The sequence below is a fragment of the Pseudomonas sp. Irchel s3h17 genome, from assembly GCF_900187505.1.
Classification (GTDB): domain Bacteria; phylum Pseudomonadota; class Gammaproteobacteria; order Pseudomonadales; family Pseudomonadaceae; genus Aquipseudomonas.
The window spans coordinates 54566-79469 of the sequence record NZ_FYDL01000018.1; the positions used below are offsets into that span (position 1 = coordinate 54566).

Annotated in this window: 20 protein-coding genes and 1 pseudogene; 12 read left to right on the forward strand and 9 right to left on the reverse strand. The window is 61.2% G+C overall.

Going from position 1 to position 24904, the window contains the following annotated elements:
- Positions 1-53 precede the first annotated feature (53 nt).
- Together prpF and prpD are read left to right on the forward strand one after the other, a co-directional pair.
- A complete protein-coding gene (gene prpF / locus CKW25_RS22440) occupies positions 54-1244 on the forward strand; it encodes a 2-methylaconitate cis-trans isomerase PrpF (protein WP_095082661.1) in 1191 nt (396 codons plus the stop codon).
- Positions 1245-1501: 257 nt separating this feature from the next.
- Positions 1502-2986 (forward strand): 2-methylcitrate dehydratase, encoded by a 1485-nt coding sequence (gene prpD / locus CKW25_RS22445; RefSeq protein WP_095082662.1) that lies wholly within the window; start codon positions 1502-1504, stop codon positions 2984-2986.
- A 239-nt stretch (positions 2987-3225) separates the two neighbouring features.
- Here prpD and CKW25_RS22450 read toward each other — a convergent pair whose 3' ends face one another.
- Positions 3226-4044 carry a pyruvate, water dikinase regulatory protein gene (locus CKW25_RS22450; protein ID WP_095082664.1) on the reverse strand — a complete coding sequence of 273 codons (819 nt, stop codon included), beginning with the start codon at positions 4042-4044 and terminating at the stop codon, positions 3226-3228.
- A gap of 334 nt (positions 4045-4378) precedes the next feature.
- On the opposite strand from CKW25_RS22450, the gene ppsA reads away from it, so the two are divergent.
- The 9 genes from ppsA (at position 4379) to CKW25_RS22495 (ending at position 12744) form a co-directional block, all read left to right on the forward strand.
- A complete protein-coding gene (gene ppsA / locus CKW25_RS22455; protein ID WP_095082665.1) occupies positions 4379-6754 on the forward strand; it encodes a phosphoenolpyruvate synthase in 2376 nt (791 codons plus the stop codon).
- Positions 6755-6853: 99 nt separating this feature from the next.
- On the forward strand, positions 6854-7843 hold the full coding sequence (locus CKW25_RS22460; protein WP_095082666.1) for an alpha/beta fold hydrolase: 990 nt from the start codon (positions 6854-6856) through the stop codon (positions 7841-7843).
- A gap of 99 nt (positions 7844-7942) precedes the next feature.
- A complete protein-coding gene (locus tag CKW25_RS22465; RefSeq protein ID WP_095082667.1) occupies positions 7943-8242 on the forward strand; it encodes a Rieske (2Fe-2S) protein in 300 nt (99 codons plus the stop codon).
- A 90-nt stretch (positions 8243-8332) separates the two neighbouring features.
- A complete protein-coding gene (gene rraA, locus CKW25_RS22470) occupies positions 8333-8824 on the forward strand; it encodes a ribonuclease E activity regulator RraA (RefSeq protein WP_095082669.1) in 492 nt (163 codons plus the stop codon).
- A gap of 27 nt (positions 8825-8851) precedes the next feature.
- Complete coding sequence (locus CKW25_RS22475; protein ID WP_095082670.1) at positions 8852-9847, forward strand: zinc transporter ZntB; 996 nt, start codon at positions 8852-8854, stop codon at positions 9845-9847.
- Positions 9848-9910: 63 nt separating this feature from the next.
- Entirely contained in the window at positions 9911-10156 is a 246-nt protein-coding gene (locus tag CKW25_RS22480; RefSeq protein WP_095082672.1) for a CrfX protein, read from the forward strand.
- A gap of 2 nt (positions 10157-10158) precedes the next feature.
- Positions 10159-10983: a mechanosensitive ion channel domain-containing protein gene (locus CKW25_RS22485; protein WP_008048604.1), complete on the forward strand. Its 825-nt coding sequence runs from the start codon at positions 10159-10161 to the stop codon at positions 10981-10983.
- Between the two features lie 90 nt (positions 10984-11073).
- Entirely contained in the window at positions 11074-11664 is a 591-nt protein-coding gene (gene sigX, locus CKW25_RS22490; RefSeq protein WP_095082673.1) for an RNA polymerase sigma factor SigX, read from the forward strand.
- A gap of 108 nt (positions 11665-11772) precedes the next feature.
- On the forward strand, positions 11773-12744 hold the full coding sequence (locus CKW25_RS22495; RefSeq protein WP_095082674.1) for an OmpA family protein: 972 nt from the start codon (positions 11773-11775) through the stop codon (positions 12742-12744).
- A 73-nt stretch (positions 12745-12817) separates the two neighbouring features.
- On the opposite strand, the gene cobA is transcribed toward CKW25_RS22495, so the two are convergent.
- The 7 genes and pseudogenes from cobA to CKW25_RS22535 form a co-directional block, all read right to left on the reverse strand.
- Positions 12818-13576, reverse strand: a complete 759-nt coding sequence (gene cobA / locus CKW25_RS22500; protein WP_095082676.1) for a uroporphyrinogen-III C-methyltransferase — start codon at positions 13574-13576, stop codon at positions 12818-12820.
- Between the two features lie 10 nt (positions 13577-13586).
- Positions 13587-16304 carry a nitrate reductase gene (locus CKW25_RS22505; protein WP_095082677.1) on the reverse strand — a complete coding sequence of 906 codons (2718 nt, stop codon included), beginning with the start codon at positions 16302-16304 and terminating at the stop codon, positions 13587-13589.
- Between the two features lie 73 nt (positions 16305-16377).
- Positions 16378-17581 (reverse strand): annotated as a pseudogene (locus tag CKW25_RS22510) (NAD(P)/FAD-dependent oxidoreductase); the annotation flags it as partial.
- Between the two features lie 349 nt (positions 17582-17930).
- Positions 17931-19604 carry a bifunctional protein-serine/threonine kinase/phosphatase gene (locus CKW25_RS22515; RefSeq protein ID WP_095082679.1) on the reverse strand — a complete coding sequence of 558 codons (1674 nt, stop codon included), beginning with the start codon at positions 19602-19604 and terminating at the stop codon, positions 17931-17933.
- Positions 19605-19610: 6 nt separating this feature from the next.
- Entirely contained in the window at positions 19611-20822 is a 1212-nt protein-coding gene (locus tag CKW25_RS22520; protein WP_095082681.1) for a NarK/NasA family nitrate transporter, read from the reverse strand.
- Positions 20823-21176: 354 nt separating this feature from the next.
- Entirely contained in the window at positions 21177-21752 is a 576-nt protein-coding gene (locus CKW25_RS22530) for an ANTAR domain-containing response regulator (RefSeq protein WP_095082684.1), read from the reverse strand.
- Between the two features lie 15 nt (positions 21753-21767).
- Entirely contained in the window at positions 21768-22979 is a 1212-nt protein-coding gene (locus CKW25_RS22535) for a CmpA/NrtA family ABC transporter substrate-binding protein (RefSeq protein WP_095082686.1), read from the reverse strand.
- Positions 22980-23224: 245 nt separating this feature from the next.
- Here CKW25_RS22535 and CKW25_RS22540 point away from each other — a divergent pair, with 245 nt between their 5' ends.
- On the forward strand, positions 23225-24244 hold the full coding sequence (locus tag CKW25_RS22540) for a quinone-dependent dihydroorotate dehydrogenase (protein WP_095082688.1): 1020 nt from the start codon (positions 23225-23227) through the stop codon (positions 24242-24244).
- 206 nt (positions 24245-24450) lie between these two features.
- On the opposite strand, the gene rmf is transcribed toward CKW25_RS22540, so the two are convergent.
- Complete coding sequence (gene rmf, locus CKW25_RS22545) at positions 24451-24666, reverse strand: ribosome modulation factor (RefSeq protein WP_003223300.1); 216 nt, start codon at positions 24664-24666, stop codon at positions 24451-24453.
- Positions 24667-24904: the final 238 nt, after the last annotated feature.

The following is a 24904-nucleotide window of genomic DNA, read 5'->3' on the forward strand; positions in this document are numbered from 1 at the left end:
GCGACCTGCCGGGGCAGGGCGCCGACGCCCTGTCCCGGCACACAAGGAATACTATGGCTCACGTACCTCAGATCAAGATTCCCGCGACCTACATGCGTGGCGGTACCAGTAAAGGCGTGTTCTTCAGCCTGCAGGATTTACCTGAAGCGGCGCAGGTGCCGGGCGCGTCCCGCGATGCCTTGCTGCTGCGCGTGATTGGCAGCCCCGACCCTTACGAAAAGCAGATCGACGGCATGGGCGCGGCGACCTCGAGCACCAGCAAGACGGTGATCGTGTCCAAGAGTCTCAAGGCCGATCACGACGTCGACTACCTGTTTGGCCAGGTGTCCATCGACAAGCCTTTTGTCGACTGGAGCGGCAACTGCGGCAACCTCTCGGCGGCGGTTGGCTCGTTCGCCATCAGCAGCGGCCTGGTCGATGCCGGTCGCGTGCCGGACAACGGCGTGGCGGTGGTGCGAATCTGGCAGGCCAACATTGGCAAGACCATCATCGCGCATGTACCCGTCACCGACGGTGCGGTGCAGGAAACCGGTGATTTCGAACTCGATGGCGTGACCTTCCCCGCCGCTGAAGTGCAACTGGAGTTCATCAGTCCGGCGGCCGAGGAAGAGGGCGCGGGTGGCTCGATGTTCCCGACCGGCAATCTGGTGGATGACCTGGAAGTGCCTGGCGTCGGTACCTTCAAGGCCACCATGATCAATGCCGGTATCCCGACCATCTTCGTCAATGCGCAGGATATCGGTTACACCGGCGCCGAGTTGCAGGGCGACATCAACAGCGACCCGAAAGCGCTGGCCATGTTCGAAACCATTCGTGCCCACGGCGCATTGCGCATGGGCCTGATCTCGAACCTCGACGAAGCGACCAAGCGTCAACACACTCCCAAGGTGGCGTTCGTTGCGCCGGCTGCCGGCTACGTTTCTTCCAGCGGCAAGGCGGTCGCGGCACAGGACATCGACCTGCTGGTGCGTGCGCTGTCCATGGGCAAGTTGCACCACGCGATGATGGGCACCGCAGCCGTGGCCATTGGTACCGCCGCGGCCATCAACGGCACGCTGGTGAACCTGGCGGCCGGCGGCGTTGATCGCAATGCCGTGCGTTTCGGACACCCGTCGGGCACCTTGCGCGTCGGCGCCGAAGCCCGTCGGGTTGACGGCGAATGGACCGTGACCAAGGCCATCATGAGCCGCAGTGCGCGGGTGTTGATGGAAGGTTGGGTGCGGGTGCCGGGCGATTCGTTCTAACGCGGTTGCCTGGATGAATGAAATACCGTGGCGAGGGAGCTTGCTCCCGCTCGACTGCAAAGCAGTCGTAAAGCGATAAGTCTGGTGTATCTGACACCATGAAATCGCGGAGTTCGGGGCGCTTTGCGCCCCAACGGGAGCAAGCTCCCTCGCCACGGGAAATGTGTTCGCCACAATAATGATCATCTGTCTGTGCTAGCCCTGAATCGAGGTCCGACCTAACCCCATTTACGAACCACTTGCCGAGTGAATCGAACATGAGCGCCAACGTTGACCTGAACAACCGCCCCGACTACGACAAGGTCCTGCAGGACATTGCCGACTACGTACTGAGCTTCAAGATCGAGTCCCAAGAGGCTTTGGACACGGCTCGCAATTGTCTGATGGACACCTTGGGCTGCGGCCTGTTGGCCCTGCGCTTTCCCGAATGCACCAAACACCTGGGGCCTGTCGTCGAAGGCACCGTCGTGCCCTGTGGCGCGCGTGTTCCCGGTACGAGTTACCGCCTGGATCCGGTCAAGGCCGCCTGGGACATCGGCTGCATCGTGCGCTGGCTCGATTACAACGACACCTGGCTGGCAGCGGAGTGGGGCCATCCCTCGGACAATCTGGGGGCGATTCTGGCGATCAGCGATCACCTGTCGCAAAAACGCGTCGCCAATGGCGAGGCGCCGTTGACCATGCGGGCGGTGCTGGACGCAATGATCATGGCCCACGAGATACAAGGGGTGATTGCACTGGAGAACTCCTTCAATCGGGTCGGTCTCGATCATGTGCTGCTGGTCAAAGTCGCGTCTACCGCCGTGGCGGCCAAACTCATGGGCGCTAACCGCGAGCAACTGTTATCGGCGTTGTCCCACGCCTTTGTCGATGGCCAGGCGTTGCGCACTTATCGTCACGCGCCGAATGCCGGGTCGCGCAAGTCCTGGGCGGCGGGCGATGCCTCCAGTCGAGGCGCGCGCCTGGCGGACATCGCACTGCGCGGCGAAATGGGCATCCCGGGCGTGCTGACCGCACCGCAGTGGGGTTTCTACGATGTGCTGTTCAGTCACACCAACAAGGACCTGGCGCTCAAGTCCGAAGACCGGCGGGCCTTGAGTTTCTCGCAGTCGTACGGCACCTACGTCATGGAAAACGTGCTGTTCAAGATCAGTTTTCCGGCCGAATTCCACGCGCAAACTGCCTGCGAGGCGGCGGTGACGTTGCATCCGCAGGTGCGCAATCGCCTGCATGAAATCGACAAGATCGTCATCACCACCCACGAGTCAGCGATCCGCATCATCTCCAAGGTTGGCCCACTGGCCAATGCCGCCGACCGTGACCACTGCATCCAGTACATGACCGCCGTCCCTCTGGCTTTCGGCAACCTGGTGGCGGAGCAGTACGAAGACGCCTTTCATTCGGCGCACCCGGTCATCGATGTGTTGCGCGAGAAGATGGTTATCGTCGAGGAACCACGCTACACACGCGAATATCTGGAAGCCGACAAGCGCTCGATCGCTAATGCGGTGCAGGTGTTTTTCAAGGACGGCTCCAGCACCGAGAATGTGGTGGTGGAGTACCCGATCGGACATCGTCGGCGCCGGGTCGAAGGCATTCCATTGCTGGAGGACAAGTTCAAGGCGAACCTGGCCACCCGGTTCACCGCCCAGCGTTCGGCGCAGATCCTTGCCCTGTGCAAAGATCAGGCTGCACTCGAAGCGACACCGGTCAACCGTTTCATGGACTTGTTCGTGATCTGACCGGTGCGTCAAGGAGCGGGGGTAGCAGATACATACCCCGTGGCGAGCGAGCTTGCTCGCGCTGGGTTGCGCAGCAGCCCCAGAATGGTTCGCCGAGTGTGATCTGAAAGACTGTGATCGTTTTGTGAAGGGGGCGCTTCGCGCCCCAGCGGGAGCAAGCTCCCTCGCCACGGTGGCAGCGTTCATCCTTGATTGACGGCGTGCACGCTGCAGGTCAGGAGGGTGCATAGGGGGGACAACTATTTAAAGCGCCGCTCCACGCCTCTTTCCACGAGGATCTTCGCGGAAATTTCTTCCACGGAGAAATGGGTGGAGTTGATGTGCGGGATGTTCTCGCGGCGGAACAGGTTTTCCACCTCGCGCACCTCGAACTCGCACTGGGCGTAGCTCGAATAGCGGCTGTTGGGCTTGCGCTCGTTGCGGATCGCCGTGAGGCGGTCCGGGTCGATAGTCAGGCCGAACAGCTTGTGCTGGTGGGCGCGCAGGGCATTGGGCAGTTGCAGGCGCTCCATGTCGTCTTCGGTCAGCGGGTAGTTGGCCGCGCGGATCCCGAATTGCATGGCCATGTACAGGCAGGTGGGGGTTTTGCCGCAGCGCGACACGCCCACCAGGATCAGGTCGGCCTTGTCGTAGTAATGGGTACGGGCACCGTCGTCGTTGTCCAGGGCGAAGTTCACCGCCTCGATACGCTCCATGTAATTGGAGTTGTGGCCAATGGAATGGGACTTGCCGACCGAGTACGAGGAGTGCTCGCTCAATTCCTGCTCCAGCGGGGCGAGGAAGGTGGAAAAAATGTCGATCATGAAACCATTGGAGGTGGCGAGAATCTCACGTATGTCCTGATTGACGATTGTGTCGAAGATGATCGGGCGAAAGCCGTCCATTTCGGCGGCTGCGTTGATTTGTTGTACCATGGCCAGCGCTTTGTCGGCGTTGTCGATGTACGGACGAATGACTTTGCTGAAGGTTATGTTTTCGAATTGCGCCAACAGGCTTTGACCCAGAGTTTCGGACGTAATGCCCGTGCCATCGGAGATAAAGAAAGCAGATCGTTTCATTTGCGCCTTGGGCCTTAAGTGAGTGTCCTGTGTCACAGATGCGTGCCTTTTAGGCGGCGCCGGTTGTTGCCATACTACGTTGCCGCTCCTCGCCATAGCCAGCTATGACTTGTCGCGGCGCCTTGTCTGGCAACAACAGTCACTCGCCAAAAAGGCACGCATCTGCAACACAGGACACTTGTGACGATTCTTGGATATGATAGGCGCGATTTGTCGGCCTGGATTGGCTGGCATTCTCACTTATTTTCCAGGTCCAGGCCATATTGCTGGCAAATGCTCATGAAGAGCGGCCAGTGCCCTGAGCTTTTCCAACACAGTTAGTGGAGAGATCACCTTGGTAGAGTACGTAGTTTCCCTCGATAAGCTCGGCGTCCATGATGTGGAGCATGTGGGGGGCAAGAACGCATCCCTGGGCGAGATGATCAGTAACCTTGCAGGTGCCGGTGTATCGGTCCCGGGTGGCTTCGCCACGACAGCTCAGGCTTATCGTGATTTTCTCGAATTAAGTGGTTTGAACGACCAGATCCACGCCGCGCTCGATGCGCTGGACGTCGATGACGTCAACGCCCTGGCCAAGACCGGCGCGCAAATCCGTCAATGGATCATGGAAGCCGAGTTCCCGGAGCGTCTCAACGCCGAGATCCGCACTGCGTTCGCCAGCCTGTCGGCCGGTAACCCGGACATGGCGGTTGCCGTGCGTTCTTCGGCTACCGCCGAAGACTTGCCGGACGCGTCCTTCGCCGGTCAGCAGGAAACCTTCCTGAACATCCGGGGTGTCGAGAACGTCATCCGCGCCGCCAAGGAAGTGTTCGCCTCCTTGTTCAACGACCGCGCCATTTCCTACCGCGTGCACCAGGGCTTCGACCACAAGCTGGTGGCCTTGTCTGCTGGTGTGCAGCGCATGGTGCGTTCGGAAACCGGCACTGCCGGCGTGATGTTCACCCTCGACACCGAATCGGGTTTCCGTGACGTGGTGTTCATCACCGGCGCCTACGGCCTGGGTGAAACCGTCGTACAAGGCGCGGTGAACCCGGATGAATTCTATGTCCACAAAGGCACGCTGGAAGCCGGTCGTCCGGCCATCCTGCGTCGCAACCTGGGCAGCAAAGCCATCAAGATGATCTACGGCGAAGTGGCCACGGCCGGTAAGTCGGTCAAGACCATCGACGTCGACAAGGCTGATCGCGCACGTTTCTGCCTGAGCGACGCCGAAGTCAGCGAGCTGGCCAAGCAGGCGATGATCATCGAGCAGCACTACAAGTGCCCGATGGACATCGAGTGGGCCAAGGACGGTGACGACGGCAAGCTGTACATCGTGCAGGCCCGTCCGGAAACCGTGAAGAGCCGCACCCAGGCCAACGTCATGGAACGTTACCTGTTGAAGGAAACCGGCACCGTGCTGGTGGAAGGCCGTGCCATCGGCCAGCGCATCGGCGCCGGCAAGGTCCGCATCATCAAGGACGTGTCCGAGATGGACAAAGTCCAGCCGGGCGACGTGCTGGTGTCCGACATGACCGACCCGGACTGGGAACCGGTGATGAAGCGTGCCAGTGCCATCGTGACCAACCGTGGCGGCCGTACCTGCCACGCGGCGATCATTGCCCGTGAACTGGGTATTCCGGCCGTTGTCGGCTGCGGCAACGCCACCCAGCTGTTGAAAGACGGCCAGGGCGTGACCGTTTCCTGCGCCGAAGGCGACACCGGTTTCATCTTCGAAGGCGAACTGGGCTTCGATGTGAAGAAAAACTCCGTCGACGCCATGCCGGAGCTGCCGTTCAAGATCATGATGAACGTCGGCAACCCGGATCGCGCATTCGACTTCGCGCAACTGCCGAACGCCGGTGTGGGCCTGGCCCGTCTGGAATTCATCATCAACCGTATGATCGGTGTGCACCCTAAGGCGCTGCTGAACTACGACGGTCTGCCGCAAGAAATCAAGGACAGCGTCGACAAGCGCATCGCTGGTTACGACGATCCGGTTGGCTTCTATGTCGACAAACTGGTTGAAGGCATCAGCACCCTGGCCGCTGCGTTCACCCCGAAAAAGGTCATCGTGCGTCTGTCGGACTTCAAGTCCAACGAATACGCCAACCTGATCGGCGGCAAGCTCTACGAGCCGGAAGAAGAAAACCCGATGCTGGGCTTCCGTGGCGCCTCGCGTTACATCAGCGAATCGTTCCGTGACTGCTTCGAGCTCGAATGCCGCGCCCTCAAGCGCGTGCGCAACGAGATGGGCCTGACCAACGTCGAAATCATGGTGCCTTTCGTCCGTACGTTGGGCGAAGCTAGCCAAGTGATCGATCTGTTGGCCGAGAATGGCCTGGCCCGCGGCGAGAATGGTCTGCGCATCATCATGATGTGCGAGCTGCCATCCAACGCGATCCTGGCTGAAGAGTTCCTCGAGTTCTTCGACGGTTTCTCCATCGGCTCCAACGACCTGACCCAGCTGACCCTGGGCCTGGACCGCGACTCCGGCATCATTGCGCACCTGTTCGACGAGCGTAATCCGGCGGTCAAGAAGCTGTTGGCCAATGCGATTGCCGCCTGCAACAAGGCCGGCAAATACATCGGTATTTGCGGTCAGGGCCCGTCCGACCACCCGGACCTGGCCAAGTGGCTGATGGAGCAGGGTATCGAAAGCGTTTCGTTGAACCCCGATTCCGTTCTGGAAACCTGGTTCTTCCTGGCCGAAGGCCAGGCAGCGGTCTGATACGCGAATGAAGCCTCGACCCGCTGCGGTGGGTCGAGGCTTTAAGATTCAAGCAGGGCGGGCTCCAGTGGATGCCGCCCTTTTTTGTGCAAGAACATTATGCAAAGCAGCAGCAACCTGTTTCCTGTCGCCTTGATCAGCGCCGAGCGTCGCGGCGATCTGAGCGAGGACGTCTATCGCCTGAAGCCGGGCAACAGCCCGGACGGCACCGTTGAGCTGGCCGTTACCCGCCTGGGCATGGCCGATGAACCCGCCGTGCGCGGCGTTCCGGTCATCTTGCTGCACGGCAGTTTTTCCAACCGGCGTTTCTGGTTTTCGCCCAAGGGTCTGGGGTTGGGCGCCTACCTGGCGCGCGCCGGTTTTGATGTGTGGATCCCGGAGATGCGCGGCCACGGTTTGTCGCAGCGCAATCAGCAGTACCGCAAGAACCGGGTGGCCGACTATGCCCGTTACGACCTGCCGGCGATTGCCGCGTTCGTCCGCGAGCAGAGCGGGCAGGTGCCGCACTGGATCGGTCATTCGCTGGGGGGCATCACGCTGGCAGCCGCCTTGGGCGGTCAGTACCTGGGTGAGCCTGAGGTTGCCTCCGCGGCCTTTTTCGGTACTCAGGTCAGCCGTACCTACTGGCCATTGAAAATACCGCCGGTGGAGTGGAGCGGGCGCTTCATTCTCAAGCGTTTCGCCCAACTGTCGGGTGCTCGTCTCAAGCGTGGGCCGGAGGACGAGCCGATTGGCCTGGCCCTGGAGGGCATGCGCTGGTACGGCCTGTTCGGGCGCTTCGGTGACGCCGATAAAGACTGGTGGGCGGGGTTGTCCGAGGTTCAGGTGCCGGTGCTGGCCGTCAGTGCCAGCAGCGATCATCAGGATCCGGACTGGGCCTGTCGCAAGTTGTTCGAGCAGGTTGGCTCGCCGCACAAGCAGTTCATCTGCCTGGGGCGTGAGCAGGGCTTTTCGGACAATTTCGGGCATGTCGAGATGCTGGTCAGCAAGGCTGCGCAGGCCGAGGTCTGGCCGCTGGTACGGCGCTGGCTGGTGGATCAGCAGGCGCCCTTGCTGGCACAAGGACCCGATCTGGCCGCAGCGATCTGAAGCGGACGCTCTAACAAGGGCGTTTCGTTCTTATTCACGAACGGCTAAGATATGACGAAATGAGCTGTTCTGGTCACAAACGGTTACTGAGCCACGCTTATGTTCGTGCCACTTGAGCGCCTGATCAATCTCAATGAGGGCTATCGGCGCACATTTCAGGTCGATGGGCGTAGCCTGCTGTTGCTGGTAGTGGATAATCAGCCATTGTTGCTGGTGGACAGCTGCCCGCACAAAGGCGCGCCATTGAACACCGCAACGCTGGCGGGCAATGTCTTGCGCTGTCAGCGGCATGGCATTGAGTTTCAGTTGCCCGATGGATTGCCCCTGCAGGCCTCATGCCCCGGCTTGAGCATGCTGAAGGTGGTGTACGAGGGAGATCGTATTGGCATCGATGTATAAACATCCGGTGCCGATGCTCGTTTCAAGTACGGTAACCTTGGGGTTTTCGACAGCCCACAATCGTGTTCTTTCTCTTGCAGGAGTTTCTCGATGGACCATTACCTCACTCCCGACCTGTGCGATGCCTACCCGGAACTGGTGCAGGTGCTGGAACCGATGTTCAGCAATTTTGGCGGCCGTGATTCCTTCGGTGGTGAAATCGTTACCATCAAATGCTTCGAGGACAACTCGCGGGTCAAGGAGCAGGTCCAGCTCGACGGCAAGGGCAAGGTGCTGGTAGTCGATGGCGGTGGTTCGCTGCGCCGTGCGCTGCTGGGCGACCTGCTGGCCGAGAAAGCGGCGAAGAACGGTTGGGAAGGGCTGGTGATCTACGGCTGCATTCGCGACGTCGACGTCATCGCGCAAACCGATCTGGGCGTGCAGGCGCTGGCCAGCCACCCGATGAAGACCGACAGGCGCGACGTTGGCGACCTCAACGTGGCGGTCACGTTCGCCGGGGTGACCTTCCACCCCGGGCACTATGTTTATGCGGACAACAATGGCGTGATCATCTCGCCTAGTCCGTTGAAAATGCCAGAATAAGCGCCAAGGCAAACACCAGGGGTGAGGATGTTCGAGGAAGACAACGCGCAATGGGGGCTGGTGCATGCCCTCGTACTCGATGGAAAAGGCGGTGCGCGTTCGATTGCCCGGACTGAACTGGATGACCTGCAGCTGCAGTCCCATGAAAGCCTTTGGCTGCACTGGGATCGCAGTCACCCGCAAACCCGCACCTGGTTGCGGCAATCCAGTGGCCTGAGCGAGTTCAGTTGCGACTTGCTGCTCGAGGAAAACACCCGGCCGCGCCTGCTGGCGCTGCCGGACTCGGAGCTGTTGCTGTTCTTGCGCGGGGTCAACCTCAACCCCGGAGCCGTACCGGAAGACATGGTCTCGGTACGGATTTTTGCCTCTGCCCAGCGGGTCATCTCCCTGCGTTTACGTCCCCTGCGAGCCACCGAGGAGTTGCTGGCACGGCTGGAGGAGGGCAAGGGGCCGAAGACCGCTTCCGAACTGATCCTCTATCTGGCCCAGTACCTCACCAACAAGGTGCAGGATCTGGTGGGCGATCTCTCGGAAGTCGTCGATGCCGAAGAAGAAAAACTGGATGCCGACGAACGGTATGCTCCCGAGCATGACTCCATCTTGCAGATCCGTCGACGAGCCGCTGGGTTGAAGCGATTCCTGGCACCCCAGCGGGATATTTTCGGCCAGCTGACACGGATCAAGCTGCCGTGGTTCGTCGAGGACGACGGCGATTACTGGAACGAATTGAACAACAGCCTGACGCGCTACCTCGAGGAGCTGGAATTGACCCGCGAGCGCGTGGGCCTGGTCCTGGAGGCCGAAGACCGGCGCCTGAGCATCAAGATGAGCCGCACGATGTACCGCTTCGGGATCATCACCGGGATCTTTTTGCCGATGAGTTTTCTGACGGGGTTGCTGGGCATCAACGTCGGTGGCATTCCCTTCGCCGAAAGCGCCTATGGCTTTCTGATTGCCTGCCTGACCATGGTGTTGGTGGCGCTGGGTCAATGGTGGCTGTATCGACGTTTGCGCTGGGTGTGAAGGAAGTACATGTGACCCGAACAATTCCGACCGCGTCTTTCACAGATATCACGAGAGGTGCGTATGCACGATCCGTTTGAACAGTCTTTGCGTGACATGCTCAAGGCATCACCGTCCACTCGCGACGATGATGCATGCCTTGGCCGTGTACTGAAAACCGCCAACCGCCAGGTCGGTGCCGGTGATCTGTTCAGCTTGCTGGGCCGCTGGCTGCCGGCGCTGATGATCGCCCTGAATAACGGATCGGCCCATGTCTCGCCGGTTTCCCGCCGTAAACCTACCGTTCGCACTGCTGATAAGGCTGATTGAATATGGAACTTGATCTCTGGACTCAGAGCCTCGTCACCGCAATGACTGCGTTATGGACCAAGGTGGCGAACTTCATTCCGAACCTGTTTGGCGCACTGGTCGTGCTGCTGCTGGGGTTTGTCGTGGCCAAGCTGCTCGACACCCTGCTCTCGAAATTGCTCGCGAAACTGGGCCTGGATCGCCTGATGGGCGGTACCGGCTTGACCAAGCTGCTGTCCCGCGCAGGGCTTCAGGTACCGATCTCGACCCTGATCGGCAAGATCGTCTATTGGTTTGTTTTGCTGATTTTTCTGGTTTCTGCAGCCGAATCCCTTGGCTTGGAGAGAGTTTCAGCTACGCTCGATATGCTGGCGCTTTATTTACCGAAAGTATTCGGTGCCGCGCTGGTGTTGCTGGTGGGGGTATTGCTGGCGCAACTGGCCAACGGGCTGGTGCGCGGCGCCGCTGAAGGAGTGGGTCTGGATTATGCGTCGGGCCTGGGGCGGATCGCCCAAGGCCTGGTGATCATCATCAGTATTTCGGTCGCGATCAGCCAGTTGGAGGTCAAGACCGACCTGCTGAACCACGTGATTGTGATCGTTTTGATAACCGTTGGTCTGGCTGTTGCCTTGGCCATGGGACTGGGTAGCCGGGAAATTGCCGGTCAGATTCTTGCGGGAATCTATGTGCGTGAGTTGTATCAGGTTGGGCAACAAGTGCGTGTTGGAGAGGTCGAAGGCCAGATCGAAGAGATCGGCACGGTTAAAACTACATTGCTGACCGACGAGGGTGAGCTAGTCTCTCTCTCCAATCGGATTCTCCTGGAGCAGCATGTTAGTAGCCGCTAACCCGGCAAACCCTGCTAATGTATCCCGCCGCAAAATGCCCGAGACCTTGGGCAGCGGTGGACATTGACCTGACTGTCGGCCCGACTTGTTTTGAATAAAGCCCAAACGCTATCCACGCGCTACGACCCCCGCGAGCTCTCTGATGAGGAGTTGGTCGCGCGCTCGCACACCGAGCTGTTTCACGTAACGCGCGCCTACGAAGAGCTGATGCGGCGTTACCAGAGAACATTATTTAACGTCTGTGCGCGGTATCTTGGGAACGATCGCGATGCAGATGATGTCTGTCAGGAGGTGATGCTCAAGGTGCTGTATGGTTTGAAGAACTTCGAGGGCAAATCGAAGTTCAAGACATGGCTATATAGCATCACGTACAACGAGTGCATCACACAGTATCGAAAGGAACGGCGAAAGCGTCGCTTGATGGACGCTTTAAGTCTGGACCCCCTCGAGGAAGCGTCGGAAGAAAAGGCGCCGAAACCTGAGGAAAAGGGTGGACTTGATCGCTGGCTGGTGTATGTAAATCCGATCGACCGGGAAATTCTGGTGCTACGTTTTGTCGCAGAGCTGGAGTTTCAGGAGATCGCAGATATCATGCACATGGGTTTGAGCGCGACAAAAATGCGGTACAAGCGCGCTCTTGATAAATTGCGTGAGAAATTTGCAGGCGTTGCCGAGACATAAGCTCGGCGCAAATATCTCTTACGTGTAGGCAAGTTCTGATAGACTTGTCGCCGAGTTGTCCCCCGGTTTGCGGGACTGCTTTACAATCACCAGATGGGGATTTAACGGATGAAACTGAAAAACACCTTGGGCTTGGCCATTGGTACTCTTATTGCCGCTACTTCTTTCGGCGTTCTGGCACAAGGCCAAGGCGCAGTTGAAGGCGAGCTGTTCTACAAGAAGCAGTACAACGATAGCGTCAAGAACATCGAAGACGGCTTCAACCCAGGCGCTCGTATCGGTTACTTCCTGACCGACGACGTTTCCATTGATCTGAACTACGATCAGACTCACCACACCCGTTCGACTGGCGGTACTGATAACCAGAAGATCAAAGGTGACACTGGTTCCCTGCTGGGTACCTACCACTTCGGTCAGGCTGGCGTTGATTCGCTGCGTCCATACGTTTCGGGCGGTTTCGGCCACCAGAGCCGTACCAGCGTAAAAGCTGACGGCCACAGCGGTCGCGACCAGTCGACTCTGGCTATCGTTGGTACCGGTGTTAAGTACTACTTCACCGACAACCTGTTCGCTCGTGCCGGCGTTGAAGCTGACTACGCAATGGACAACGGCAAGTGGGATTACTCCGCCCTGGTTGGTCTGGGTGTGAACTTCGGCGGCAACGCTGGCGCCGCTCCAGTCGTAGCTCCAGTTGTAGCTCCAGAACCAGAGCCAGAAGCTCCGGTTGCTGAAACCGTACGTGTTGAGCTGGACGTGAAGTTCGACTTCGACAAAGCTACTGTTAAACCAGGCAGCCTGACCGACGTCGCCAACCTGGCTGACTTCATGAAGCAGTACCCACAGACCACCACCGTGGTTGAAGGTCACACTGACTCCGTAGGTCCAGACGCTTACAACCAGAAGCTGTCCCAGCGTCGTGCTGACGCTGTCAAGCAAGTTCTGGTTCAAGACGGCGTTGAAGCTAGCCGTGTTAGCTCCGTTGGTTACGGCGAGTCCCGCCCAGTTGCCGACAACGGCACTGCAGAAGGCCGCGCTGTTAACCGTCGTGTAGAAGCACAGGTTGAAGCTCAAGCTAAGTAATTAGCTTCGCAGCCTCGAAAAGCCCGGCTTAGGCCGGGCTTTTCTTTGCCTGCGATTTGCTGGATGTCGACGATTAGCGCGCGGCGCTCGACGGCCAGCCTGAAGGCAGTTCGCGCTCAAGCGCTGCACATGCTGCCACTGCGCCGATGACCAGGATAGCCGGGCTTTTCAGTTGGAAGCTGTAGGCGTCTTCCTGCATTTGCGTGAGATTGCTACGGCACTCTCGCTGGTGTGGCATTGACGCGTTTTCAATCATCGCCACCGGGGTGTCCGCACTCATGCCGCCTGCCAGCAATTGCTCGCGAATGTCGCCGAGCTTTGCCACGCCCATGTAGATCACCAGCGTTGTGCCACCCTGGGCCAGCGCACGCCAGTTGAGCTCACTGTCGTCCTGTGTGTGGGCTGTCACCAGCGTGACCCCGCGTGCGACCCCTCGCAGGGTCAGCGAAATGTCGCATTGCGTGGCGCCGGCCAGGCCCGCCGTAATGCCATTGACCAGTTCCACCTCCACCTCACGCTCGCGCAGCCACTGGGCTTCCTCACCGCCGCGACCGAAAATGCACGGGTCACCGCCCTTGAGGCGCACCACGCATTGGCCTTGTCGGGCGTAGCGCAGCATCAGGCGATGAATGAACGCCTGCGGGGTAGAGCGGCAGCCGCCCCGTTTGCCGACGGCAATGATTCGTGCCTTGGGGCAGTGCATCAGTACCGCTTCGTTGACCAGGTCATCGATCAGTACCACATCGGCTTCGCTCAGTGCCCGAACGGCTTTGAGGGTCAGCAATTCAGGGTCGCCGGGACCGGCGCCTACCAACCAGACTTTTGCGTTCATGTTCTGCTCCTCACGAGGTGACTGCGACGGGCTGCACAGTGGCCGCCAACAGACGCTTGATTTCCGGGACACACGAGCCGCATTGCGTGCCGCAACCCAGTTGTTGTTTCAGGCCCTGGAGATCCAGGCCGCGACGAATGCCGGCGCACACGGCGCCCTGACTGACGTTTTTGCAGTTGCACAGGGTTTTATGCGTGCCCGATTCAGCGTTCGCGACACCGGGTGGAGTGCTTAACGGTGCCAGCAGCCAGCGTCGCAGGTGCTCGTCGATACGCCCCTCCAGCCAGAGGTTGTGCAGCCAATGCCGGGCCAGGGTTTCTCCGGCCAGGCGGATGGCGGTAATACGGCCTTGTTCGATGCGCACCCGTTTGCCAATGGCGCGCCCGGGGTCGTCATACGTCAGGACCGGGCCCTCGACCAGGCCCAGCCGTTGATCGATCTTGTCCAGCCATTGCGGATCCGGTGCCTGGGCATGGGCGACACGTATCAGCAGCGCTGGGCGCTCACGCCCGGTGAGGCTCAGGCTAACGTAGGCAAAATCCTCACAGAGCGGTCGCAGGTCCTCGAAATGCTGCTGAACATCACCCTCAATCAGTGCGAACAGGCTCCATGGCAAGTGCGCGGGTTCGATACGCACGCCGCTGTGCTTGAGTTCGGGCTGCTTGGACAGTGGGTCGAATGCCGGTTGCGTGAGGCTATTGACGCCGCCCTTGAGAAAGCGGTCGCCCCAATGCATGGGTAAAAAGGCCTGGCCTGGGCGCACACTGTCATCGCTGACCACCGAGACGATCACACTGCCGCGACGGCTCTTGAGGTTGACCAGATCGCCGCTGTCGAGCCGATGCCCGCGCAGTTCGTCAGGATGCAGGCTCAACAGGGCTTCGTTGACGTGGCCGAACAGTTGCGCCGCCGTGCCGGTACGGCTCATGCCGTGCCACTGGTCGCGCAGGCGCCCGGTGATCAGGGTCAGTGGAAAACCGGTGTCGCGTTGTTCTTTGGCGGCCTGGTAAGGCTCGGCGACAAACTGCGCGCGATGGTTTTGGGTGGGAAACCGCCCGTCGACGTAAAGCCTCGGTGTGCCGCTTGATGCTCCCTCCGGGAAGGGCCACTGCTGTGGGCCAAGGGTGTCGAGCAGGGCGTAACTGATCCCGGACAGGTCCAGGTCCCGCCCGCGGGTCAGTTGCTTGAACTCGTCAAACACCTGTTCAGGGCGTTCGTAGGCGAACAGCGAGGGTTGCCCTGGGCGCAGCTGCTGTTCCAGGCGTTGTGCGAAGTCCACTGTGATCGCCCAGTCCGGACGCGCTTCACCGGGTGCGGCGATGGCTCGGCGAACGTGGGAGATGCGACGTTCCGAGTTGGTCACCGTACCTTCCTTCTCGCCCCAGCTGGCCGCCGGTAGTAGCAGGTCGGCAAAGGCGGCGGTTTCGGTGGTGCGAAAGGCTTCTTGCAGGACTACGAACGGACAAGCCTGCAGGGCTGCGCGCACGTTGTGCAGGTCCGGCAGTGACTGCGCGGGGTTGGTGCAGGCGATCCACAACGCCTTGACGGTGCCGTTCCTGACCTGCTCGAACAGCTCGATGGCGGTCAGGCCGGTGGCGTTGGGCAGTTTGTCTACGCCCCAGTACGCCGCGACCTCGGCGCGATGCTCGGCGTTGGCCGCTTCGCGATGACCCGGCAACAGGTTGGCCAGGCTCCCGGTTTCGCGTCCGCCCATGGCATTTGGTTGACCGGTGAGGGAAAAGGGGCCGGCACCTGGCCGGCCTATTTGTCCGGTGGCCAGGTGCAGGTTGATCAGCGCGCTGTTTTTCGCACTGCCGGCGGTGGATTGATTCAAGCCCATGCACCACAGCGACAGGAAAGCGGGCGAGGTACCGACCCACTCGGCACACAGCCGCAGCTGCTCAATGCTGATGCCACACAGTTGCGCGACCATGGCCGGGCTGTAGTCGTGCACCAGCTTTTTCAGTTCGGTCAGGCCGTCGGTGTGTGCCTTGATGAAGGCATGGTCGATGCGGCCTTCCCACAACAGCAGATGCAAAATCCCATGGAACAGCGCGACATCGCTGCCAGGCAGTATCGCCAGGTGCAAATCGGCCAGATCGCAGGTGTCGGTGCGCCGAGGGTCGATGACGATGACTTTCATCCCGGGGCGACGGGATTTGGCTTCTTCCAGGCGGCGAAACAGCACGGGGTGGGCGTAGGCCATGTTGCTGCCGACGATCATCACGCAATCGCTCAGCTCAAGGTCTTCGTAGCTGCACGGCGGGGCATCGGCCCCCAGGCTGCGCTTGTAGCCGACCACGGCCGAGGACATGCACAGCCGGGAGTTGCTGTCGATGTTGTGGGTGCCCACCAGTGCTCGGGCCAGCTTGTTGAAGACGTAGTAGTCTTCGGTCAGCAATTGTCCCGAGACATAGAACGCGACACTGTCCGGGCCATGTTCGGCAATGGTGCTGGCAAACACGTTGGCGGCGTGGTCGAGGGCAGTGTCCCAATCGGTGCGGCCGCGCGCCAGGCCTTTGCCCAGCCGCAGCTCCGGGTACAGCGCGCGGGCAGCGAGGTCGCCGGTCAGGTGCAGCGTCGAACCTTTGCTGCACAGCTTGCCAAAGTTGGCCGGGTGCGTCGGGTCGCCGCTGACACCGAGGATCTGCTCGTCGTCATGTTCGATCAGCACGCCGCAGCCTACACCGCAGTAACAACAGGTCGAGGCAGTCGTTTGGCGGTTCATCAGCAGGCTTCCTGCAAGGCCGGCATGGCCTGTTCGTTCTCCACCCGGGGCGCGGGGGCCACTTGTGGTACCAGGGCCTCGCCGAACATCAAGTGATCACGGACGTCGGCAATGGTCCGGTTTTCACGAATCTGGCGCATGTACCAGCCACTGTCGGCGGTGTCGCCATACAGGCAGGCGCCCACCAGAACGTCATTCTTGATCACCAGCTTTTTGTAGACCCCGCCGATGGGGTCGGACAGGGTGATGGTCTCGGTGCCTTCCGCGCCCATGAAATCGCCGGCAGAGAACAGGTCGATGCCGGTGACTTTCAGCTTGGTGGATGTCACCGATCCGCGATAGCGGGCAAAGCCCAGTTGTGCGAGGTGGTTGGCGCAGACCTTGGCCTGTTCGAACAGTGGCGCCACCAGGCCATAGGCAATGCCGCGATGGCTGGCGCATTCGCCAATGGCATAGATGCGTGGGTCGTAGGTTTGCAGGGTGTCGTTGACCAGGATCCCGCGGTTGCACGCAATGCCGGCTGTTTCGGCCAGTTCGGTGTTGGGGCGGATGCCGGCGGCCATCACCACCAGGTCCGCCGGGATGCGGTCGCCGTTCTTGAACTGGACAGAACCGACCCGGCCATTGCCTGCGTCGTGCAGGGCCTGGGTCTGTTCGCTCAGGCGAAAATTCAAGCCCCGGGCTTGCAGCGCGGATTGCAGTAACTGACCGCTGGTTTTGTCCAGTTGCCGCTCCAGCAACCACTCGCCAATATGCACCACGGTCACGTGCATGCCGCGCAGCATCAGGCCGTTGGCCGCTTCAAGGCCCAGCAGGCCGCCGCCGATGACCACCGCGTGTGTGTGAGTCCTGGCGGTGTCGATCATGGCCTGGGTGTCGGCGATGTCGCGATAGCTGATCACGCCCTGCAAGCGGTTGCCCGGAATCGGCAGGATGAATGGCGCGGAGCCGGTGGCGATCAGCAGGCGATCGTATTCGGCCTCGCTGCCGTCTTCGGCGATGACTCGCCGATTGACCCGGTCGATCTCCACCACTTTACGGTTGAGCAGTAGCTTGATGTGGTTGTCCCGGTACCAGCTCAGGTCGTTGAGCACGATCTCGTCGAAGGTCTGCTCGCCGGCCAGCACCGGCGACAGCAGGATGCGGTTGTAGTTGGTATGGGGCTCGGCACCGAAGACCGTGATGTCATACAGTTCGCCGCTGAGTTTGAGCAGCTCCTCCAGTGTGCGAACCCCGGCCATACCGTTGCCGATCATCACCAGTTTTAGTTTTTTCATCAGCTTCTCCGCAAACTCAGGCCGTGTCATCGGGCCGGTGGGGCTGGCTCGGTTTATTGGGCGCAAACAAAAAAAGGCGTCCCGCTAGTGATCTAGCGAGGACGCCTTTGTCCTGGTCCCGTTCTCTCGGGGGAGCGCAGCCTTCGTCGTTGAAGGCCGGGCTTTATGTAGGGTGACAATGCTAATGCAGTGGTTGTGCCAAGTTATCCTGCGGCGCGGGTTTGTTGGGGTGGCGGATGGGAGGAGGGTCTTCGCTGGCGGTTTTACGCACCGATTGGAGGCGCGATGCCCGGTCGTGGAGCGGTCCAGGCCGGTGGCGAGGGTGCCGGCCATGAAGCGTGGGGTCTGCTCAGGGGGCGCGCAGCCATGAAAACAGCAACACCAGATTGAGCATCAGCAGCGCCAGGGCCAGCGTGCGCCACACTTTCACCGGTTCGCGCTCGAGCAATGGCCTTGGTCGCACACTCAGGCTACGCCGCTCTCCTTGCTCCAGTACCAGGAGCCATTGCTCCGCTGTTTCATAGCGTTGAGCCGGGTCGGCGCACAAGGCGCATTCCAGGCTTTGTCCCAGCCAGTCCGGCCAGTCCGGCCGATAACGGCTGGCGCTGACGGGCAGGCCGAAGCGCGGGCGCTGGAAGGCTTCAATCTCGCCGTAGGGGTAGTGCCCGGTAGCCAGGTAATACAGGGTAACGCCGACGGCATACAGGTCCTGTTGCGGTGTCGGGGCCTGGCCATTGAACGCTTCGGGCGCAATGTAGCTGGGCGTTCCGGGCAGCGCGTGAGCCTGGTCTTCGGACAGGCCAGGGCAGTAGGCGAGACCGAAATCCAGCAGGCGCAATTCGCCATCGTCCCCCAGCAGCAGGTTCTCCGGTTTGATATCCCGGTGCAGGATCTGTCGCCGGTGCAGCAGTCCTACCGCCCGTAGTAGCCGTTCCGCCAGTGCCTGCCATTGGGCCAGAGGCAGGGGGCCGGTTTGCAGGAACAGTTCAGCCAGGGTCACGCCCGGGTATTCGCGCATCACGTAATACAGGTGCTGGCGTTGAGTCGCCGGGTGTATTTCAGGGAAGCTGCGCCCGGCCACGCGCTTGAGAAACCACTCTTCGGACAGCAATGCCTGGGCCGCCGCGGTGTCGTTGTTCGATGATGCAGCCAGGGTCTTGAGCAGCCAGGGTTGTTGCTGTCCGTCGCGGACGCGATAGATCAGCGATTGCTGGCTGTGGCCCAGCAGCTTCTCGATGTGCCAACCCTCGAAGGAGTGGCCGGCCTTGAGCGATGGTGGCAAGGGCCATTGTTGCAACTGGATCAGCGCGTCGCCGATGCTGCTTTCGCCGAGGGCGTCGATCCGCACCAGCAGCGCGCTGGCATTGTCCTGGCTGCCTGCCAGGTGAGCAGCGTTGACCAGGGTGCGCGCTGCACGGTCGAGGTCGGGCTGCTCGCGCAGGATGGCCGCGATGGCCGTGTCGCCCAATGTCGCCCAGACCCCATCGCTCAGCAGCACGAAAGACTCACCGACGCGCAACTCGCCATCGAGGAAATCCAGCACCAGGTGTTGATCCAGTCCCAGCGCGCGCTTGAGCACATGCTGCATGCCCGGCTGCTCCCAGACGTGGTCCTCGCTGATGCGTTGCAACTGGTCGGCGTGCCAGCGGTATACCCGGCAATCGCCGACATGGGCCAAGGTGAAGCGCCTTCCCCGCAGCACCAGCGCGCTGACGGTGGTCAACAACGGCAGGCCGCCGCCGTTGGCCTGCAACCAGCGATTTTGCGCCAGCAACAGGCGGTCCAGCGCCTGCGCCACGCCCCAGGTCTGGGGCGTGGCGTAGTAGTCCAGGGCCAGGGCCTGCAAGGTGGTCCGGGCCGCGAGCCCGCCGTCGGCGCATTGGCTGACACCGTCGGCGATGGCGAACAGGCAGCCCTTGCTGGCCGCCAGTTCAGCCGTAGGTGTAACCAGGCGCAGAGCGTCCTGGTTTTCCGCCCGAGGGCCGATGGCGCTGGCCTCGGCGAAGCTCAGTTGCAGGCTCATCGAAGGTCAGACCCGTGCCGCGGTCATGGCCGCCGAGCCCCAGGTGGTTCTCCAGCGACGCTTGACCCCGTGCAGACCAAACCAGGCCAGGACGCCAAGGCTGGCGAACAACCACAAGGCCAACTGATAGCTGCCCGTGCTCTGCTTGATCGCCCCCATGCCGGCCGCCAGGGCGAAGCCGCCGATGCCACCCGCCATGCCGATCAGGCCGGTCATCACGCCGATCTCGCGCCGGAAGCGCTGCGGTACCAACTGGAACACCGCGCCATTGCCCGCGCCGAGGCCGAGCATGGTGCACACGAACAGCGCCAGTGCCGCGTAGGAACTGGGCAGGTTGAATCCGACGGCCGCGATGCACACGGCGGCGACGGTGTACATCACCAGCAAGGTGCGGATGCCGCCAAAACGGTCCGCCAGGGCACCACCCAGGGGGCGCATCAAGCTGCCGCCGAACACGCACGCGGCGGTGTAGTAACCGGCGGTGACCGGGTTCAGGCCGTACTGGTCGTTGAAGTAACCGGGCAGGGCGCTGGCCAGGCCGATGAATCCGCCAAAGGTCACGCAGTAGAAGAACATGAACCACCAACTGTCACGATCCGCCAGGGCCTTGAAGTAATCGCCCATGGATTTGGCCTTGGGCCGCTCAGGTGCGTTTTTTGCCAGCCAGGCGAACACGATCAGGGTCAGGATCAGCGGGATCAAGGCGAAGCCGAACACGTTGCTCCAGCCAAACGCGGCCGCCAGGACCGGCGCGATCAGGGCGGCGAGTACGGTGCCCGAGTTGCCCGCACCGGCGATGCCCATGGCCTTGCCCTGGTGTTGTGGCGGATACCATTGCGAGGCCAGGGGCAGGGCGACGGCGAACGAAGCACCGGCCATGCCCAGGAACACGCCCAGCAACAAGGCCTGCTCGTAGGTGTGGATCCCCAGTTTCCAGGCGCCGAACAGGGCGCAGATGACAATCACCTGGCCAATCAGTCCGGCGGTTTTCGGTGACAGGCGATCGGCGAGCAAGCCCATGGCGAAGCGCAGGAAGGCGCCGGCCAGGATCGGCGTGGCCACCATCAGCCCGCGCTGTTGCGTGGTCAATTGCAGGTCGGCGGCGATTTGCACCGCCAGCGGGCCGAGCAGGTACCAGACCATGAAGCTCAGGTCGAAATACAGAAAGGCTGAGAACAGTGTCGGGGTATGGCCGGATTTCCAGAAGCTTGTGTTCATCGCGCACCTCAGCGGTTAAGAGTCTCGTAGCAAGTCGTGAGCTTTGCGGTGGGGCGCCGCGACGGCCGCACCACCGACCCCGGGCTGTGGGGCCAAAACGAAAAAACGCCGCTACCCGATTCGCCAGGGGCAAACGAGGTGAGCGACGTCTTTGTCGTGGGTGGGGCAACCGCCGTTGGTTACCTGTGTGGTTTACGTAGCGAGATCTGTGCCAACAGTCTGCTTTTGTGGCGAGGGAGCTTGCTCCCGCTGGGACGCGAAGCGTCCCAAAATTGCCTGCCACCATGTTTTATCTGACGGTTCACGACTGCTACGCAGCCGAGCGGGAGCAAGCTCCCTCGCCACAATGATCGGTTACCCCAGCAACTCGCTCATGGCAATGATCTGCTCCGCCACCTGGATCAGCTTTTGCTGGCGGCTCATGGCCTGGCGGCGCATCAGGGTGTAGGCCTGCTCTTCGTTGCACGCTTTCATTTTCATCAGCATGCCCTTGGCCAGCTCGATGCGCTTGCGCTCGGCCAGTTGCTGGTCCCGGGCGTGAAGTTGGGCGCGCAGGGCCTGGTCGCTTTCAAAACGTGCCATGGCCACATCCAGGATCGGTTGCAGGCGTGCGGCATGAATGCCTTCGACAATGTAGGCACTGACGCCGGACTTGATGGCCTGGCGCATCACGCCCGGGTCGTGTTCGTCGGTGAACATCACAATCGGCCTTGGCTGGTCACGGCTGACCAGCACCACTTGCTCCAGCACATCGCGGCTGGGTGACTCGGTATCGATCAGGATCACGTCCGGGCGCACCGTTTCGACGCGCGCGGGCAGGTCGATGGTCAGGCCGGATTCGTCGATCACCTCGAATCCGGCTTCGGTCAGCGCGGTCTTGAGGCGACCGACTTTTTTCGCGGTGTCGTTGATCAGCAGGATGCGTAACATGGTCGTGGCCTCCTGTCAGCGGCGGGCGAGCAGGGTGGGGGTGTCGGTCATGGCGTGCAGCGCGAAACCGCGGGCATAGGCCGCAGGGTCCGAACCGTCCCAGACTTTGCCATCGAGCAACTGGCTGCTGCGCATCGAATGGCCTCCGGTACCGATCCCCAAGGCGCTGGCTGCGTCCCGGTACAGCGCCAGTTGCTGGACCTGGCGGGCGACCGCCAGATAGTCCGGGTCTTCACGCAACAGGCCCCAGCGCCGAAATTGGGTCATGAACCACATGCCGTCGCTCAGGTACGGCACATTGACCTCGCCATTGCCATGAAAACGCAGCGCGTGAGGGTCCTGCCAGCGATTGCCGAGGCCGTCGGCATAGTCGCCCAGCAAGCGCGGCTCGATGCAGTCCAGCGGCATATCCAGGTAGTCGGGGGCACTCAGCAGTTGCGCGGTGCTACGGCGATTTTCCGTGCTTTGCTCGATGAAGCGACTGGCCTCCAGGATCGCCATCACCAGCGCCCTGGCTGTGTTGGGGTATTGCTCGACGAAGGCGCGGGTGCAGGCGAGGACTTTCTCCGGGTGATCGGGCCACAGGGCCTGGGTGGTCGCCAGGGTGAAGCCCAGGTTCTGCTTCACGGCGGCGGCGCTCCAGGGTTCGCCCACGCAAAAGCCGTCGATGCGACCGGCCTGCAGGTGCGCGATCATTTGCGGCGGCGGTACCACGACGCTGTCGACATCGTGCAGTGGATGGATGCCCTGGCTGGCCAGCCAGTAATACAGCCACATGGCGTGGGTGCCGGTGGGAAAGGTCTGGGCGAAGGTCAGTTTTGGGCGACTTTGGTGCACGTGGCGATCCAGCGCCTCAGGACTGCTCACGCCCAGGCGGTGCAGGCCGTGGGAGAGGTTGATGCTCTGGCCGTTCTGGTTCAGGCCCATGAGCACCGCCATGTCGGTTGGCGCTACGCCACCGATGCCCAGATGCACGGCATACACCAGCCCGTACAGGCTGTGGGCGGCATCCAGTTCGCCGCTGACCAGTTTGTCCCGCAGGCTGGCCCAGGACGCCTGGCGCTTGAGGTTCAGGGTCAGGCCGTAGGGCTGGGCGAAGCCCTGGGTGGCGGCGACCACCACCGAGGCGCAGTCGCTCAGGGCCATGAAGCCCAGGTTGATCGAGGTTTTTTCCGGGGCATCGCTGCCATTGACCCAGGCCAGCGGGCCGGCTGATGGTTCATTCATCGAGTGTGCACCTTCCAAAAAAAACGTCGTCCCGGGCCCTTGCCAGAGCAAGGCCGGGGGACGACGCCATTGTCCTTCCCATCAGCAACGCGGGACTCATCCCGTCGTTGGCATGAGTGCTGATGCCAATCCCGGTGCAAGGCATATGCCATTGACGCCTGATTTCGTCGTGTGCCTCGCTTGCAACCCCGATGCCCGGCTATAATCGCCGCCTCATTTCGCCGCCAATCGAGTCAAGTCCGCCCATGTATACCCTGGCCCGCCAACTGCTGTTCAAACTCTCCCCGGAAACCTCCCACGATCTGTCCCTGGACCTGATCGGCGCGGGCGGGCGTCTGGGCCTGAACGGCTTGCTGTGCAAGGCGCCGGCGCACGTGCCGGTGAATGTCATGGGCCTGGACTTTCCGAACCCGGTAGGGCTGGCGGCCGGCCTGGACAAGAATGGCGCGGCCATCGACGGCTTTGCCCAGCTGGGTTTTGGCTTCGTGGAAATCGGCACCATCACCCCGCGTCCGCAGCCGGGCAACCCCAAGCCACGCATTTTTCGCTTGCCGCAGGCCGAGGCGATCATCAACCGCATGGGCTTCAACAACCTGGGCGTCGATCACCTGCTGGCGCGCGTTGCCGCCGCCAAGTACAAAGGCGTGCTGGGGATCAACATCGGCAAGAACTTCGACACCCCGGTCGAGCGTGCCGTCGACGACTACCTGATCTGCCTGGACAAGGTCTACGCCCATGCCAGCTACGTGACGGTCAACGTCAGTTCGCCCAACACCCCGGGCCTGCGTAGCCTGCAGTTTGGCGATTCGCTCAAGCAGTTGCTCGAAGCCTTGCGCCAGCGCCAGGAAGACCTGGCCCAACTGCACGGCAAGCGCGTGCCGCTGGCGATCAAGATCGCGCCGGACATGACCGACGAAGAAACCGTTGAAGTGGCGCGGGCCCTGATCGAAACCGGCATGGACGCGGTGATCGCGACCAACACCACCCTGAGTCGCGTCGGTGTCGAAGGCATGGAGTTCGGTGACGAGGCGGGCGGTTTGTCCGGCGCCCCGGTACGCGACAAGAGCACGCACACGGTCAAGGTGCTGGCGGCTGAGTTGGCCGGACGCCTGCCGATCATCGCCGTGGGCGGGATCACCGAAGGCAAGCACGCGGCCGAGAAAATCGCCGCGGGTGCCAGCCTGGTGCAGCTCTACTCCGGGTTCATCTACAAAGGCCCGGCGCTGATTCGCGAGTCGGTGGATGCGATCGCGGCGTTGCGTTAACCCAAAACCCGAGGGAAAGGATCATGTGTGGCGAGGGAGCAAGCTCCCTCGCCACAAACGCGGGTTTACAGTAGATTTTGAGTGGTCTGCAGGCATAAAAAAGGGCTCCTCGAGGGAGCCCCTGGGCCGAAGCCCGCCGTCCGGAGAGGACGTGCGTGGTTAAGTCGTTACCTGATCAAGTTGTCGTGTCGGAATGTGTGCCCTGTTTAGCCGACGGCGTGAAGTTCGTTGAGTCTATGGATTCCCGCAGTGCCGGTCATACCGTCCCAGTTGTCGCCGCGTCCTTCTCGCCAGCCGTTAATCCAGGCTTGGCGTACCGACGGTAGAGTAAATGGGCAAAGCTCACGGGATTTGCCACCAACGCCATATTGATATCCGCGCAAAAATGCTCTTTCCAACGGATCACGCTTAAGTCTTCTCATAGGGTGTTTCCCTCACTTGTTGACTGTATTTGTCGCGTCGACCTCTATCGAGGTCAGGCAGGAAAACTCCTGCCGTTGGGGGCTCGCTGCCGGCGTCGCGAGCCAAGGTGTTGACGTCGTTGCGGCGTCAACCTGAGTTGAGTTCTAACCAATGAGTCACATCGAGGGAATGATCGTTTTGTCATAAGAACGTAACGATAAAGATGCTAAGGCCATAAGTAACACGACGTGATTTGTG

Excerpts from the sequence above, each read along its gene's own strand:
- CKW25_RS22460 (WP_095082666.1), top strand. The coding sequence starts at position 6,854 with ATGCAAAGCAGCAGCAACCTGTTTCCTGTCGCCTTGATCAGCGCCGAG.
- CKW25_RS22535 (WP_095082686.1), bottom strand. The coding sequence starts at position 22,979 with ATGAATGAACCATCAGCCGGCCCGCTGGCCTGGGTCAATGGCAGCGAT.
- prpD (WP_095082662.1), top strand. The coding sequence starts at position 1,502 with ATGAGCGCCAACGTTGACCTGAACAACCGCCCCGACTACGACAAGGTC.
- CKW25_RS22540 (WP_095082688.1), top strand. The coding sequence starts at position 23,225 with ATGTATACCCTGGCCCGCCAACTGCTGTTCAAACTCTCCCCGGAAACC.
- rraA (WP_095082669.1), top strand. The coding sequence starts at position 8,333 with ATGGACCATTACCTCACTCCCGACCTGTGCGATGCCTACCCGGAACTG.
- CKW25_RS22505 (WP_095082677.1), bottom strand. The coding sequence starts at position 16,304 with ATGAACCGCCAAACGACTGCCTCGACCTGTTGTTACTGCGGTGTAGGC.
- rmf (WP_003223300.1), bottom strand. The coding sequence starts at position 24,666 with ATGAGAAGACTTAAGCGTGATCCGTTGGAAAGAGCATTTTTGCGCGGA.
- prpF (WP_095082661.1), top strand. The coding sequence starts at position 54 with ATGGCTCACGTACCTCAGATCAAGATTCCCGCGACCTACATGCGTGGC.
- CKW25_RS22450 (WP_095082664.1), bottom strand. The coding sequence starts at position 4,044 with ATGAAACGATCTGCTTTCTTTATCTCCGATGGCACGGGCATTACGTCC.
- CKW25_RS22515 (WP_095082679.1), bottom strand. The coding sequence starts at position 19,604 with ATGAGCCTGCAACTGAGCTTCGCCGAGGCCAGCGCCATCGGCCCTCGG.
- CKW25_RS22520 (WP_095082681.1), bottom strand. The coding sequence starts at position 20,822 with ATGAACACAAGCTTCTGGAAATCCGGCCATACCCCGACACTGTTCTCA.
- CKW25_RS22465 (WP_095082667.1), top strand. The coding sequence starts at position 7,943 with ATGTTCGTGCCACTTGAGCGCCTGATCAATCTCAATGAGGGCTATCGG.
- CKW25_RS22475 (WP_095082670.1), top strand. The coding sequence starts at position 8,852 with ATGTTCGAGGAAGACAACGCGCAATGGGGGCTGGTGCATGCCCTCGTA.
- CKW25_RS22480 (WP_095082672.1), top strand. The coding sequence starts at position 9,911 with ATGCACGATCCGTTTGAACAGTCTTTGCGTGACATGCTCAAGGCATCA.
- cobA (WP_095082676.1), bottom strand. The coding sequence starts at position 13,576 with ATGAACGCAAAAGTCTGGTTGGTAGGCGCCGGTCCCGGCGACCCTGAA.
- CKW25_RS22495 (WP_095082674.1), top strand. The coding sequence starts at position 11,773 with ATGAAACTGAAAAACACCTTGGGCTTGGCCATTGGTACTCTTATTGCC.
- CKW25_RS22485 (WP_008048604.1), top strand. The coding sequence starts at position 10,159 with ATGGAACTTGATCTCTGGACTCAGAGCCTCGTCACCGCAATGACTGCG.
- CKW25_RS22530 (WP_095082684.1), bottom strand. The coding sequence starts at position 21,752 with ATGTTACGCATCCTGCTGATCAACGACACCGCGAAAAAAGTCGGTCGC.